We start from the raw sequence: 14,308 nt of genomic DNA, 5'->3' as shown, positions 1-14,308 counted from the left end.
GTTATTTAATTCCTTTAGTCGCGGGAGTAATATCGGTTCCATAGGGGGAATTGGATTGGGCTTATCAATTGTAAAAAGTTATGTGGAACACCATCAAGGTGAAATAGTTATGGAAAGTGAAATAGGTGTAGGTACTCGTATTAAGGTATCTTTACCATTGCTTCGTTAGTGGTTAGTATGACTTACAAAAATTGATTTATTTAACCGCAAATCCCCATAAGATGCGAAGCTCCGAAGACTAATATATAGCAAGTCTTATACCCATGAGGTACAAATCTCTGGGTTTTAGGGAGCAGGGAGCAGGGAGCAGGGAGCAGCGGATATGGGAAGAGGGAAGAGGGAAGAGGGAAAAAATAATGTGTACCTCATAGCTATGATAAACGCTATAGTTGGTAAAAGGTATTTTTAAGCCATCATATATAGTTCCGTTAAATACTTATAGAAATTATTATTTTGGTGAGGGATAAAGCTTATCCTTTTAAGGCAAAAGGCAAAAGGCAAAAGGTAAGCATTCAGCTACGTGGCCAAGGCCAACGGCTGACCGCTGACCGCTGACCGCTGAATACTTACGTTAATGGAAAATGGAAAATGAAAAATTCCCAATTCCCAATTCCCAATTCCCAATTCCCAATTAACAGCCATAGGCAGAAATTATCCCCTGATCAAAAATCATTATACTCCAGTTATTTTTTGTCTTTCAACTGCTTGGTAACTGATTGAGCTTTATCCTTTAAGTGTGCGGTAGTAGCATTGGCTCTGTCTTTCAACTGCTCAGTGACTGATTGAGCTTTATCTTTGAACTGTGCGGTGGTAGATTTGGCTTTATCCTTCAACTGTTCAGTGACTGATTGGGCTTTATCTTTCAACTGTTCTGGTATATGTTGAGCTTTTTGCTTGACAGCTTGAAATTCCTGGACAGTTTTTTGATAATCTTCCTTGATCAGGTCTGTAGCTTGACCAATTTTTTGATTAATTCCTTCCCCATACTGTTTACTATTTTGAGCAACTGCATCCAGTACAATTACCCGCTTGCTGCCAATACTCGAAATTGCTACTGGTGGGAGTAGATACATACCATCCATAACCCCATGCCAGCCAACGTCGGAGAAGAGATAGTTAACTACAGTACCGCTTTTGGGTTTGAGCAAGTAGTCCACTAGCTTACCAATTTTGTTACCCGCATCTGTCCACACTTCATGTCCGATCAGGGAATCCCAAGACTCGGTGTTCTCTTGAGTTTTGTGATGTTTGCTAGTGTTGACGAGAATACTATCGGTGCCAATACTCTCTATTTGACCCCAAGCAAAGTACCGTTTTTTCGTCCCAAGTAATCCAGACTTACACCTTAAGGCAACAACTCGATGAGCTTGATAGTCCAACAAGAGTTGATCGACATGACCAATTTCTTCGGTGGTCTGACGCTCTAATACTAGACGATTGAGTAACTGGCTCTGCTTGATCGGTTTGGCTTGGAGAAATAATAAAGACATCTGTTCATGTATCCAATAGTTAAGAACTGGCGATCGCGGTCGGAAAAAGACACAGAAGGCTTTGAGAGGTAAGCTATCAGACCCTCAGCCCCTCACCACCTCGAGCTTAGAGCTTACGTTCAACAGTTAAACCAAAAGCTGAGTTTATGTCTGTGGGAAGTATATATCCTTGATCGGACAATACAGAAAGCTACTATGCTTCCATAGTCTTTCCTTAGAGTCTTTGCTTAAGCTTCAGATTCTGCTTGTGTACCCCTCTGTGATTTTTTCTATCTTTAGCTTACAATAATTTAGTCATGATTTAGTCAAGTCTGATCTAGAGGATTACCACGGAGTGAGTAGAGACTATGCGCTTATTGTTTTTGATTTCAGGCTTTGTGATCGGCTTAGCTATAGCAGCGATATTATTCGCCCTTCAAAATAAAGAAATTGTGTCGGTAAACTTTGGAGTTTGGACTATAGAAGAACCTTTATCTATAGTAATTCTTTTAACTCTATCTATGGGCTGTTTAACTGGTTTATTAATCTCCACACCTACTTTAATTAACCAAAGTCGTAAACTAGCTCGGCAAAGGAAACGGATTAATGAGTTAGAGCAGGATTATAATGAAACAATAGGAAATATTGATAATCAACGCAAAAGGATAGAGTATTTAGAAGATAGTTTGAAAAGTAACATAGGTGCTTCATCAGCAGAATCTGAGCCGCAATAGCTGGAAAAATGTTAAGCATATGCGCTACGCCCACGCTGCGCGAACATCGGTCAGGGGTCGTCAGCTAAAATAAACCCTGTGCAGGGTGCGCCTATGGGCAATGGGCAATGCGCAAACGGTAAAATTTAATAGTTCGAGATTAATGAGAATTGAAAGTCAACATAAAAGTACATCAGCATAAGTAAAAGAGATTAAACGAATACTTATCTCTTTTCTTAAAAAGCACCTCAAGTAGCGTGGGCGTAGCGCATATGCTGATAGCTGATAGCTGATAGCTGATAGCTGATAGCTTACCTAATTTTATCTACCTAATTTTAACTACCTAGCAAAGATTCCAACTCAGTTTTTAATGATTCAAAATCTGACACCCTTGACACCAGTAAATTATCCTTACCAGCATCATTTAATCGTTGTTTCCAATAACTGATTATTTCTGGGTGATTCATCCAGAATTGAATCACACTGTCTACAGCTTGATCTAGGCTCCAATCTGCCTGGGAGGGAAGGGTTTCAGCTGATTCAATTAAAGCATCAAGGGTACACTGATAAGTACCTAAGTATTTCAGCCTTGGTGGAACTTTTCTCTGACTCAACGTCTGTTGATGATTGAAAAAGTCTAGGACAGGAGATACTCCTAAGATTTCAAAGGTGTATTTCATAGGTTTAATACCTTCCTTTTTACCAGTTATTCTTTTTGCCAGTGATCTCAACCTTTCGAGCCAAGGTCATCGAGATGAGTAGATTTTTCTTTGTTCTGTGTTCTGCGTTCTGGATAAGAACTGTGACTGTTCACCAATCCTATAGAAGTGCTATACACTCTATAATAAAGAAATTGTTAAATTCGTTTTGTAGTAATTGTAACACAATGTTATAGCCTGTAGCACACCGGAACAGGGAGTAGGGAGTAGGGAGTAGGGAGTAGGGAATCGGGAATCGGGAATCGGGAAGAGTGAAAAAATCTTGTGTATCTGATTAGACTAGAAAGTGCTATAATTCCCTATCTCCCTATCTCCCTATCTCCCTATCTCCCCACCTCCCCATCTCCCCATCTCCCCACCTCCCCATCTCCCCATCTCCCCATCTCCCCACCTCCCCACCTCCCCATCACCGGATTAAGGGGCATCCTGCCATTCTGGGGTCAGGGTGCGGTAATCGTAGTTTGCGACACTGGGATGACAGGTAACACAGGTTTTAACCCCAAAGGGTCGAGGAATTTTCACTCGCGGATGTAGGGCTTTGAAATAACGGGATTGGGTCATACGATAAGGTACTTCTTCGTCTTTGTTATGGGGACGGGAGAAATCTCGCAGGTATTGCCAGGTCAGCAATAAACTTGGACCAAGCAGTCTTCGGAGTTGGGTACCATAATGTTCCTGTGGCTCTAACAATAACCGACGCCAGGTTTCGGTAGGCAATACTTCTGGTGGCAAAGCAATGTGACAACGGGAACAGTTTTCTAGGTAAAGTTCTTTGCCTAATTTGTAGCGCTTGGACACTGGGTCCATTGATGCGATTAATTCGGTGGGGGTGGAACTAACTGTTTCTGGCTCAATCGTATATCCTACGGCTCGCTCCAGTCCCCATCCTATGCTAATACTCCAAAAAATCAACAATAATAATAGAACCCAAGCTGAACGTCTACGGTTTCGCCTTGGGTGTCTTGACTTCAAAAATTTGGACATACCTCACACACAACACTCTTTAAGGAATTGGTACAGAGCGCAACAATTGCTCAACAATGGGCTGAGCACGACGCCCCCCCGAGGTAATGAGACGATGGGACAGTACATAAGGTGCCAGGAACTTGATATCATCTGGAATGGCATAATCTCGACCTTCCACAAAGGCTAGTGCCTGGGTTGCCCGTTGTAAAGCAATGGTACCGCGAGGACTGACTCCTAAGGTGACATCTTCGGCGGAACGGGATGCTCTGACTAAATTGAGCATATACTCTTGTAGTGACCGTTCTACTTTCACCTGGTGACAAAGATTCCGTAATTCTAATACTTCATCGGTGGTGATACAGGGGGTGAGCTCGGAAACCATCATGCCTTCTAGATGGCGTTGCAACATCTGGAGTTCTTCTTGTTCTGTGGGATAACCTAGGGATAAGGATAAAAGGAATCGATCCATTTGGGCTTCTGGCAAGGGGAAGGTACCTTGATATTCCACGGGATTTTGGGTGGCAATCACGAAAAAGGGCTGAGGTACAGGACGCGATCGCCCATCTACGGTGACCTGCTGCTCTTCCATTACTTCTAGTAAGGCTGACTGGGTCCGGGGTGTGGCTCGATTAATTTCATCGGTTAGCAAGACATGGGTAAATACTGGACCTGGCAGAAATTCAAATTCACCACTGCGCTGATTCCAGATATTGGTTCCGGTGATATCGGTAGGTAAGAGGTCAGGGGTACATTGAATACGTTGAAATTTGCCATCTATGGAACGGGCTAGGGATTTCGCTAGCAGTGTCTTGCCCACACCAGGGATATCTTCGAGCAAGGCATGACCCCCAGCCAATAAGGCCACAATCACTATACGAATGGCATCTGCTTTACCAACAATCACACGACCGAGATTTTCCTGGAGCTTTTCAATTCTTTCTCTCATATAGCAGTGTTCAATTGGGTGAGGGACAAAGTCTTTGGTTTTAGGGAACAGCGGATCTGGGAGCAGGGAGCAGGGAACAGGGAGCAGGGAGCAGGGCAAACATCGGTTTGTGTACTTCATTAATATGAAAACCGCTATCAGTTTTAGAACATGCCCTATCTCCTATAAGCTAGCAAGGCTTTTGGGGAGATGGGAAAGATTTTGATCGGGTTTATCATACTTATGAGGTCGATTCAAGTTTCTTACCCCGATTCCCGACTCCCGATTCCCGATTCCCGATTCCCATGAGCATAAACCCCTAAGATTCAGACTCTTCTTCCTCCATGGGTAGACTTATATCAAGAAAAATTAAAAACTTCCCATCAGGCATGAGATGTTTCATGGCTTGGGAATAGCTCCTAGCATCAGAAGGGTTCCAGAACCGAGCGAAAACTAATGGTGGCCTGCCTCGCAATAGGCGAATCACCACCCACGGGTGTAAGCTGGGACGATAAGACATAATTGAGGTATCTCCTTTAAAGGGGAGCCAGAGCCAGCCTTCGGCGTGAACATCTTCGGGCTGGCTCTTACTTTTGTATCTCCATTTTTAGTATAGCACAAAAATTTTTTAATTATAGCATATTTTGAAAAGTTTTGTAAATTTTTGGGGGAGTAGGGAGTAGGGAATCGGGAATCGGGAATCGGGTAGGGTGCGTTAGGGGCGGGCTTGCCAGCATGTTCAACCTCCTCGTAACCAGTGTTGGGATAGTCCGCACCGTAACGCACCACCAGTCAAACTGATTTGGTCTTGGGGTTTTGCTGCGGGATTAGCGATCGCATAAAGGAAACGAAAGCGCGATCGCATAAACAAAAGCGCGATCGCATCACCAATACAGAAGCGATCGCATTACCACCAAAGAAGCGATCGCATTACCACCAAAGAAGCGATCGCATCACCTGGTCCGTTGAGCAACTACAGAATTCTAATCAAGAATCGCTTAGCCTCCCCTAAACCCCTGATGAGTGATCCCCCCTAACCCCCCTTAATAAGGGGGGAACAAGAACAAGGCAGTTACTGATCTCAGTCCCAACTCCCGATTCCCGACTCCCGACTCCCGATTCCCGATTCTAAATTCTAAATTCTTAATTCTTAATTCTTAATTCTACATTCTAAATTCTTAATTCTTAATTCTTAATTCTACATTCTAAATTCTTAATTCTCAATTCTACATTCTAAATTCTTAATTCTTAATTCTCAATTCTCAATTCTACATTCTCAATTCTTAATTCTTAATTCTTAATTCTCAATTCTACATTCCCCCAAAAAAATCCCTAGCTGCTTGACAGTCTGTATGAATTTGGGCTTTGAGCTGGTCTAGGGAGGAAAATTTTTGTTCGGGGCGGATAAATTTCTGGAGGCTTACGGTTAGGGTTTGGCCATATAAGTCTCCGGACCAATCGAATAGATGAACTTCGACGGTTAAACTGGTGCCTTTGACGGTGGGGCGCATACCAATATTCATGACACCAGGATGGGAAGATAAATTGGTGTCTCGGTGAGAGGGTTCAGGGGTATGGGAGACTTCGACGCAGTAAACCCCGAGCTTGGGTAAAAATTTGTCTGGGGGTAAGTGGAGGTTAGCGGTGGGAAATCCAATGGTTCTACCAAGTTGTTGACCTTTCTCTACTCTTCCGATCAGGGTGTATGGCCGTCCTAGGAATCGGTTGGCTTTGTCGATATCCCCTTCGGCTAAGGATTGGCGAATGCTGGAACTACTGATCCGTTGCTCTTGACGTTTGTACAAGGATACGATATGCACGGTAATACCGTAGGCGGAGGCGATCGCATCCAAATCCGTTGCGGTGCCAGCTCGCTTATACCCAAAGCAAAAATCCTCTCCGACACTGACTTGCTGTGCCCGCAGTTGCTCGACTAAAATTTTTTCCACGAATTCCTGGGGACTCAGGGAAGCTAGCTCCCGGTTGAAGGGTAATAGGGCTAATTGTTGCACACCCAACACACTTAACTGTTGGGCTTTTTCCGTTGGTGGTGTCAGCAGCTTCCAGGCTTGACCGGAAAAGAATTCTCGGGGGTGGGGATTGAAGGTGGCTACGGTGGGATAGATTAGTTCTAGATTTGGGTCTAGATTCGGGCTACTGGTTTCCGGGTTACTAATTTGCTCAAGATGGGATGATGTCAGGGCTTGAGCTTGAGCCGTAACTGGCTTTGGCAAAATGGGAGCAATAACTTGCTGATGCCCTAAATGGACGCCGTCAAAGTTTCCAAGGGCAACAGCGGTTGGTGTTAACGCAGTAGTTAGAGATGATGTAATCCACACGCTTAATAGTTTGACATATTTCTCCGCTGCTAGGCAACAGATGCTAATTGCCCTATGAACTCATTTCAATTTAAATTTACCGTCAACCACTTGCACCAGGACAGGTTCACTCTCACCCTCCCCTTGGTTATTAAACTGCAACGGTAACCCAGAGGTTTCATTAGGTGAAAGCTTAATATTGCGGAGTCTGTCGAGAACTAACTCTCGATCGGCGTCCTGAAACAAAGCCTGAATAAAGGCTTGAGTAGCATCGAAGCTAGTGGCAGTGCGCCAGTTAACCTCCCCTTTCCATAGTTCCCTAGCTGCTGTAGAAAAGTTTCTGGCATCTCGTGATTCCCTAAACCAGGGGACTGCTATAGTCAACCCTTCCACCGCTTGCCCACCCTCTTGCAAGGTTTTATATTCATATAAAGTAGACGCACCGAACAACCTCAGCCCTTGCTGATCTTGGTTGTTGGGGTTAGGGTTCAGGTTAGCGTTGGCTTTAGCAATATTAACAGCTGTATTAATGTATTCCACGCTCGGGAATAACATGGCGGCCTTGACTTGATCGTCAAAGAGACTGCGTTTTACTTCTTCAGTTATATTCAGGTCGCGATTGTTTAAGTCAATCTCCCGAACCACCTTACCCCCTAGATTTTCAAAGCGTGTTTGAAAATCTTTGTTTAAACTCTTGCTATAGGCACTTTCAGCATCATAGAAAATTACGACCTGGTCTAAGCCAGGTTGAGTTTTGACATGTTGAGCCAGTTTTTTCCCAAATTCTAGATTAGAAGGAACTGTCCTAAAGAACACGTTTCTCTTGACATCACGACTGGTTAAATCACTACTGGCGCTGGTGGAGGAAATCATCCCTAAGCCAGCTTTGTCATAGACCGGGATTGCAGCTTTAGTGGCATCACTAGAGTTATGTCCAATTACCCCCAGGATAGACTTGTCCTTAACCAAAGCCTGAGCTATTTTTTTTGCTTGGTCTCGATTGTTGCCATCGTTAGCGATCGCAATTTCCAGGAATCGACCATTTAATCCCTCTGAATTATTGAACTGATCTTGGGCTTCGGCCACCCCTCGCAATATTTCTTTTGCTGTGGATTGTGACTGGTCTATGGGCACTACCACAGCGATAGTGAATGGCTCCAACCCCTGTTGACGGGCTCGGGCATTGTTGTAGTAAATCAGCAATTCTGGATCATTGGGATTATCCTGCCAAGCTTGGTAAAAACCCTGAGCTGCTGCGTTATAGTTTTGGTTTTGGAATGCTTCAGTAGCACGGTCAAATGTTTTCTTGTCAAATTTATCCTTGTTGTCAATTCTAGGAAATAAGCTGTGCTCACCCCGACTAATAGTAGTAACGACGCATCTAATCCCAAAGACTTTTTGAGCACCGGTTGGACAGGGCTTTGATACGTTATAAAATCCTACACCAACTAGGGAAATAATTGCTACAGCTGCTACTATTTTACCTAACCAATTACCTTGACTAAGGTTCTGAGAATTACTGACGTATCTCAACTCACCATTCATCCCGGAGGTATCAGTATTTTTATCTAATTTTTCATAATTATCTAATTTTTCATAATCTTCAATTTCCAGTAGTTTTTCTAGTGTCAATAGATTGTCTTGCTCAATTTCCAAGACTTGCTTGAACTTTTTTTTTGCTGTTTTTAATTCTTGTTGCTCGATTAACTGATTGCCATAATTTAGTAGGGAGCGCACCAACCCATCTTTGTTACAGATTTGGTCAACTTTATAGGCTCTTTTGTAATAGGTAACCGCTTTGTAAAATTTTCCGCTATCTAGATATCCTTCAGCTAGGGCAAAGACAGCACTAAAATGATTAGGGTTTAGTTCCAACACCTGTTCATATAGCCTTAGGGCTTTGGTAATTTCCCCCTGTTGATACTGGGTAGTGGCTTGTTGATAGATGGGATTAGTTTGCTCTTGCCCTAGTTTTTCTAGTTCTAGGATTTCTTGCTGAAGTGGGTAACGTTTAATCAACCAGCGCCGGATAAATTCAATGGTTATCTTCTGTTTGGTTTTATCTAAGAAACCCCGTTTCGCTAGTTGGTCTAGTGCTTCCATTAAGGAATTTGTTTGAATAACGCCGTAGTGTTCCAGCAGAGTTACAGCAAGTTTCGCCCCCCTAGGGCGTGTCTTCAAACTCTGAGATCCCCCTAAATCCCCCTTAAAAAAGGGGGACTTTGAGTATGGCTCCCCCCTTAATAAGGGGGACTTTGAGTATGGCTCCCCCCTTAATAAGGGGGACTTTGAGTATGGCTCCCCCCTTAATAAGGGGGACTTTGAGTATGGCTCCCCCCTTATTAAGGGGGACTTTGAGTATGGCTCCCCCTTCCGCGCGGGGGGCTGGGGGGGATCTAATTTAGCCCCCCAACTTTGGGGGGTTTCTGAGTTAAAGTCCCCCAGAATTGGGGGATTTAGGGGGCTTGCAGTTGGTAGTGAGGTCAATTCATCTGAAAACGGCTGTAATGGCCCATCTGAACTATTTTTATAACTATTGTTAACGGTATTATCCGCCTCGGCAAAGGCAGAGAATACTACTCGCTCTGGAATAGATAATCCGGCTCTAATCCCTGCCAAACCAGCACTAGCATTTTCTAGGGCTTGGTCTACACTGTTTTCCACATCTTCTGGGGTGATTTGCCACTGCTCTAGCTCCCTAGCTCTGCTAAAAATAGCAAAGCATAGGACTTGGGTAAAATAGGGATGCCCAGCTGATAAATTGTAAATAGCTTCGATAGCAGCAGTTTCGTAGGTCAATAACCCTGCTGCTGGTTTGGTAATTAGCTCCTGGGTAGTTTGTTGATCAAGTAAGCCAATTTCTTGGGTTGGGGCATCCTTGAATATCTGGAGTAAATTCGGTAAATCTTTGGATTGCTGTTCGACACAAAGAATTAGATATAAATTATCCTGTCGAGCAACTAGGGATTTTAAGTAAGGAAATAAATGCTGGTATAATAGGTGATTATCTGGGGTATTATCTGGGGCATTTAAAGTCTCGAATTCATCCAGCAATAATGCTAGATTTTGGTTACCCAAGCTTTGATAAACTTGGGGCAAAAACTGGTTAGCAAAGAGCGATGGGTCGGTATCTAGGGCGGTAGGGTCAGGCAAGGAAATTTCAGGGGAGTCTAGTTCCAAGCTATCAAGGATTTCTGTGGCCAGTTCTTCCAAAACCTCACCAAGAGAGTTGTGACGGTAGGATTCCAGATCAAAGGGCACAAAGGCAAAGTTATCTAAGTCTACAGATGTAGGAATATGACGGAGTAGGGAAGACTTACCAATCCGCCGTTGTCCGTAGACTATCATCACCTTGGTTTTATTCCTGAGGTTATCCTCGATAAACCGGAATAAGCTTCGTCTTCCCCAAAATAAGTCGTGGTCATTATCATCAATTGGACGACCAATTACATAGGGATTTCTAGCAACTGTTGAAATCATTTTTTGTCATCTCCGATAGAGATAGAGATATAAGGTTTACTGCTTTAGTTAGCTTGTTTTTACTTACTACACACTCTATACTATCCAATTATTGAGGTTTTGTATAACTGGTTTTATAGACAACTCCCTAGGATGATGTTTAGAATCCTTATATTTCCTCCCCAGGTTATAAATCTAAAATTTTAGTAAGTATTTTTAGTCAGTATTGGTGAAAGGGACTTAGGTGGTATTTCCCCAGGCTTGATGATTACGGTGACTTTTCAACCCCCCTCTTGGTCTTGCTCTGACACTAATTTAAATTCACCGTCAACCACTTCCACCAGGACAGGTTCACTCTCACGCTCCCCTTGGTCAGTAAACTGCAAACGGAACTCGGAGGTATCACTGGGTACAAGATTAATAAAGCGGAGTCTGTTGAGAACTATCTCTCGGTCGGCGTCCTTGAACAAAGCCTGAATAAAGGCTTGAGTAGCATCGAAGCTCATGGCAGTAGACCAGCTAACACCCCCTGGCCATAGTTCCTTAGCTGCTGTAGAAAAGTTTTTTGCCTGTGGTGCTTCCCTAAACCAGGGTACTACCAGAGTCAACCCTTCAAAAGCTTGCCCACCCTGTTTCAAGGTTTCATCATAATATAATGTATCTCCACCGAACAACTTCAGCCTTTGCTGACCTCGGTTGTTGGAGTTAGGGATTAGGTTAGCGTTGTCTTTAGCAATTTTCACAGCTGTATGAATGGATTCTACCCTCGGAAATAAGATGGCGGCCTTGACTTGATCTTGAGAGAGGCTCCTGAGTTTTTCAGTTATATTCAGGTTGGAATCGTCTAGTTCAATCTCCTGAACCACCTTATGCCCTGGCTCTTCAAAGTGGGTTTCAAACTTTTCTTTGAGATCCTTACTATAGTCACTGTTAGAATCATAAAAAATTACCACCTTGTCTAAGCCAGGTTGAGTTTTGACATGTTGAGCCAGTGTTCTGGCAAGTGCTGGATTAGAAGGAGCTGTCCTAAAGAACACGTTGTTCTTTTTATCAAGACTGGTTAAATCAGTACCGGTGCTGGTAGGGGAAATCATCGCTAAGCCAGCTTGGTCGTATACGGGGAGTGCAGCCTTAGTGGCATCACTAGAGTTATGTCCAATTACCCCCAGGATCGAGTTGTCTTTAACCAAAGCCTGAGCTATTTCTGTGGCTTTGGCTTCTTTGTTGCCATCGTTAGCGATCGCAATTTCCAGGAATCGACCATTTAATCCCCCTGAATTATTAAACTGATCTTGAGCTTGGGCTACCCCCCGCAATATTTCTTTTGCCCTATCTTTGGACTGGTCGATGGGCACTACCACAGCGATAGTGAATGGATCAAACCCTTGTTGACGAGCGCGGGCATTGTTGTAGTAAATCAACAATTCTGGATCATTTCGATTAGCCTGCCAAGCTTCCTTAAACAACTTAGCTGCTTCGGAATAGTTTGCGTTTTGGAATGCTTCAGTAGCAAGGTCAATTTTTTCCGTGTTGTCAATTGTAGGAAATAAGCTGTGCTCACCTCGACTAATAGGAGTAGCGATGCATCTAATCCCGAAGACTTTCTGGGCACCGGTTGGACAGGGAGTTGATACGTTATAAAATCCCACACCAACTAGGGAAATTATGGCTACAGTTGCTGCTGCTAGTTTGCCAATGCCTAACCTAGTAGGATTGGGGGTGCTAGGAACCGGAGTGATAGGTGTATTACTAGGAGCTGCGATTTTAGCTTCAATATGTTCTAGCCTCTGCCTTGCTAATCTTTTATCAGGCTCAATGTGCAGCATTTGCTGAAAAGGCCTCTTGGCTTTTGTAAATGCTTGTTGGTCGATCAACTGATCTCCATAATTTAGTAGCGATCGCAACAACCCTTCTTTGCTTTGTACTGGCTTAACTTTATAAACTCTTGTATATACGTCTACGGCTTTGCTGAAATTTTTGACCTGGAGATAGCCGTGAGCTAGAGCCAACAGAGCCCTAAAATGATTGGGATTCATTTGCAAAACCTCTTCATAGAGCACTAGTGCTTTCTGAATTTGCCCTTGTTGATACCGTGCAGTGGCTAGTTGATAGATCGGATTAGTTCGGTCTTGGTCTAGAGTCTGCAGTGCTAGTATCTCTTGCCGTAGTGGGTGATACTGAACCAACCAGTGCTGGACTAATCGCACCTTTACTCTACGTTCTGTGTCATCGACGAAACCGTAGCGTTGAAGTCGTTTGGCTGCTTCATACAGGGACTTGGTCTGGATCACACCATAGCGCTTGAGGAAGGATAATGGGTGTTCTGGCACCGTCTGGTGTTGTGAGATAGCTATTTTTTGAGCCTCTGCCACCGCTGAAAATACCACTTGCTCTGGGATCGGTAACCCATCCCACAACCACGCCAATCCCGCTTCAGCTTTTTCAATAGCCTGCTTAACTATAAGCTCCACATCTGCGCTATAAATCCTCCTGTTTTGGTTTTCCCTAGCCCTCGAGAACAGAGTAGAGCATAGGACTTGGGTAAAATAGGGATGCCCAGCGGAGAGTTTGTAAATTTCGTTAATGGCATTGATTTCATAGGTTACCACACCCTGAGCTGGTTTAGTAATTAGTCGTCTAGCACTGAACTCATCGAGAAAACCAATTTCTTGGTAGGGTGGACTCCCAAACACCTGGAGTAGAGTGGGCAAATCATCGAGATTCCGCCCCATTACGGCAATCATAAATAATTGATGGTGCCGTTTAATCAAGTCAGCTAAATAGGGAAAAAATCGGTATTCTGAGCGAGACTTTGGGTTTGTTAAAACATCAAATTCATCCAGCAGAACTACCAAATTTTTACTTTTTAATACCCAATAAACTTTCGGCAAAAATTGTTCAACAAAAATAGTTGGATCCTTGTCTAACTCTTGTTCCGAGGGCGGGGTAATATAATCTTGCTCTAGATCAAAGTCATCAACTAAGTGCTCACAAATATCTTGAGCCAATTCATGGATAAGAAGACTCAAGGGTTTGTGAATAGAGCTGTGTAAATCGGAGTTAACAAAGAAAAACTGATCCGTAGCAACTTTCTTGGGAATTTGTGCCAAGATCGATGACTTGCCAATTCGTCGTTGACCATGGAGTAAGATTACCTTTACCCTCTGCCTGAGGTTGTCTTCGATAAACTGAAACAGACTCTCCCGTCCAAAAAACTTGTCTGGATCATCGATTACACTCCCGATAATATAAGGATTAGGATGATTACGGCAGTTATTAACCATTCGCGGACTATTTATGATTTGTTTAACGTTTCTCCAAAACACTCAAGGTTAGCTGCCCTTTCACGTCAAGAAAATGCAGCTAACACCTTACTCACCCATGCCAAAGCAGTCTTGATTTTGTCTTGATGTTGCGATATCCACTTAATCGCCTCGGTGACTTGATGAGCTTGACTATGGCTGAGTAGATTGAGAAAGACTTTTTGCCTATCTTCTAGTAACGGATTATTAGTCTGCCAAAGTTCCTGAATCACCCACCGTTCCATAATGGATGAGGTAAATAATAAGTCTTGATGGCAGATCATCACTCCTGGTTCTTTTCGGTTAGTAATCACCCCTTGTTCGACGAGGTTAGTTAACTCTCGCTGGTGTTGGCTAAAGATTACGTCAATACCTTTTAAGTCAAAGTGCTTGTTATGATGGAGACGACCGTTTAACTTAAATAAGGCAATCAACAA

The 14,308-nt window shown here is 43.5% G+C and carries 12 protein-coding genes and 1 pseudogene; 3 read left to right on the top strand and 10 right to left on the bottom strand.

The window, feature by feature from the left end; translation table 11 throughout:
• Nucleotides 1-169, top strand: a 169-nt coding sequence (locus F6J94_RS18665) for an ATP-binding protein (protein WP_293043238.1), incomplete at its 5' end; no start/stop codon positions are given.
• A 347-nt stretch (nt 170-516) separates the two neighbouring features.
• Here the strand turns inward: F6J94_RS18665 and F6J94_RS18660 are convergent.
• Both F6J94_RS18660 and F6J94_RS18655 read right to left on the bottom strand, forming a co-directional pair.
• Nucleotides 517-642, bottom strand: coding sequence for a hypothetical protein (locus F6J94_RS18660; protein ID WP_293043232.1), 126 nt, complete (start codon nt 640-642; stop codon nt 517-519).
• Between the two features lie 41 nt (nt 643-683).
• Entirely contained in the window at nt 684-1,490 is an 807-nt protein-coding gene (locus F6J94_RS18655) for a PRC-barrel domain-containing protein (RefSeq protein ID WP_293043229.1), read from the bottom strand.
• Between the two features lie 347 nt (nt 1,491-1,837).
• On the opposite strand from F6J94_RS18655, the gene F6J94_RS18650 reads away from it, so the two are divergent.
• The gene (locus F6J94_RS18650; protein WP_293043226.1) at nt 1,838-2,203 is read left to right on the top strand and encodes a lipopolysaccharide assembly LapA domain-containing protein; all 366 of its coding nucleotides are present in this window, start codon (nt 1,838-1,840) and stop codon (nt 2,201-2,203) included.
• 314 nt (nt 2,204-2,517) lie between these two features.
• Here the strand turns inward: F6J94_RS18650 and F6J94_RS18645 are convergent, their stop codons facing one another.
• The 4 genes from F6J94_RS18645 to F6J94_RS18630 form a co-directional block, all read right to left on the bottom strand.
• Complete coding sequence (locus F6J94_RS18645) at nt 2,518-2,862, bottom strand: hypothetical protein (RefSeq protein WP_293043224.1); 345 nt, start codon at nt 2,860-2,862, stop codon at nt 2,518-2,520.
• Between the two features lie 453 nt (nt 2,863-3,315).
• Nucleotides 3,316-3,885, bottom strand: a complete 570-nt coding sequence (locus tag F6J94_RS18640) for a cytochrome C (protein ID WP_293043221.1) — start codon at nt 3,883-3,885, stop codon at nt 3,316-3,318.
• A gap of 19 nt (nt 3,886-3,904) precedes the next feature.
• Entirely contained in the window at nt 3,905-4,813 is a 909-nt protein-coding gene (locus F6J94_RS18635; RefSeq protein WP_293043235.1) for a MoxR family ATPase, read from the bottom strand.
• A 298-nt stretch (nt 4,814-5,111) separates the two neighbouring features.
• Nucleotides 5,112-5,312, bottom strand: a complete 201-nt coding sequence (locus F6J94_RS18630; RefSeq protein WP_293043218.1) for a hypothetical protein — start codon at nt 5,310-5,312, stop codon at nt 5,112-5,114.
• Between the two features lie 288 nt (nt 5,313-5,600).
• Here F6J94_RS18630 and F6J94_RS18625 point away from each other — a divergent pair, with 288 nt between their 5' ends.
• Nucleotides 5,601-5,804 (top strand): hypothetical protein, encoded by a 204-nt coding sequence (locus F6J94_RS18625; RefSeq protein ID WP_293043215.1) that lies wholly within the window; start codon nt 5,601-5,603, stop codon nt 5,802-5,804.
• 298 nt (nt 5,805-6,102) lie between these two features.
• On the opposite strand, the gene F6J94_RS18620 is transcribed toward F6J94_RS18625, so the two are convergent.
• The 4 genes and pseudogenes from F6J94_RS18620 to F6J94_RS18605 all read right to left on the bottom strand — a co-directional run.
• Nucleotides 6,103-7,131, bottom strand: a complete 1,029-nt coding sequence (locus tag F6J94_RS18620; RefSeq protein ID WP_293043212.1) for a bifunctional riboflavin kinase/FAD synthetase — start codon at nt 7,129-7,131, stop codon at nt 6,103-6,105.
• A gap of 60 nt (nt 7,132-7,191) precedes the next feature.
• On the bottom strand, nt 7,192-10,590 hold the full coding sequence (locus F6J94_RS18615; protein ID WP_293043209.1) for an ABC transporter substrate-binding protein: 3,399 nt from the start codon (nt 10,588-10,590) through the stop codon (nt 7,192-7,194).
• A gap of 260 nt (nt 10,591-10,850) precedes the next feature.
• Complete coding sequence (locus F6J94_RS18610; protein ID WP_293043206.1) at nt 10,851-13,853, bottom strand: ABC transporter substrate-binding protein; 3,003 nt, start codon at nt 13,851-13,853, stop codon at nt 10,851-10,853.
• A gap of 65 nt (nt 13,854-13,918) precedes the next feature.
• A pseudogene (locus tag F6J94_RS18605) lies at nt 13,919-14,308 on the bottom strand (ATP-binding protein); the annotation flags it as partial.

The organism is Moorena sp. SIO1F2 (genome assembly GCF_010672755.1).
Lineage (GTDB): Bacteria > Cyanobacteriota > Cyanobacteriia > Cyanobacteriales > Coleofasciculaceae > Moorena.
The sequence above is the reverse complement of the archived record's forward strand: the minus strand, read 5'-3'. Positions and strand labels throughout refer to the sequence as shown.

Excerpts from the sequence above, each read along its gene's own strand:
- F6J94_RS18645 (WP_293043224.1), bottom strand. The coding sequence starts at position 2,862 with ATGAAATACACCTTTGAAATCTTAGGAGTATCTCCTGTCCTAGACTTT.
- F6J94_RS18660 (WP_293043232.1), bottom strand. The coding sequence starts at position 642 with ATGGCTGTTAATTGGGAATTGGGAATTGGGAATTGGGAATTGGGAATT.
- F6J94_RS18610 (WP_293043206.1), bottom strand. The coding sequence starts at position 13,853 with ATGGTTAATAACTGCCGTAATCATCCTAATCCTTATATTATCGGGAGT.
- F6J94_RS18615 (WP_293043209.1), bottom strand. The coding sequence starts at position 10,590 with ATGATTTCAACAGTTGCTAGAAATCCCTATGTAATTGGTCGTCCAATT.
- F6J94_RS18635 (WP_293043235.1), bottom strand. The coding sequence starts at position 4,813 with ATGAGAGAAAGAATTGAAAAGCTCCAGGAAAATCTCGGTCGTGTGATT.
- F6J94_RS18655 (WP_293043229.1), bottom strand. The coding sequence starts at position 1,490 with ATGTCTTTATTATTTCTCCAAGCCAAACCGATCAAGCAGAGCCAGTTA.
- F6J94_RS18650 (WP_293043226.1), top strand. The coding sequence starts at position 1,838 with ATGCGCTTATTGTTTTTGATTTCAGGCTTTGTGATCGGCTTAGCTATA.
- F6J94_RS18640 (WP_293043221.1), bottom strand. The coding sequence starts at position 3,885 with ATGTCCAAATTTTTGAAGTCAAGACACCCAAGGCGAAACCGTAGACGT.
- F6J94_RS18630 (WP_293043218.1), bottom strand. The coding sequence starts at position 5,312 with ATGTCTTATCGTCCCAGCTTACACCCGTGGGTGGTGATTCGCCTATTG.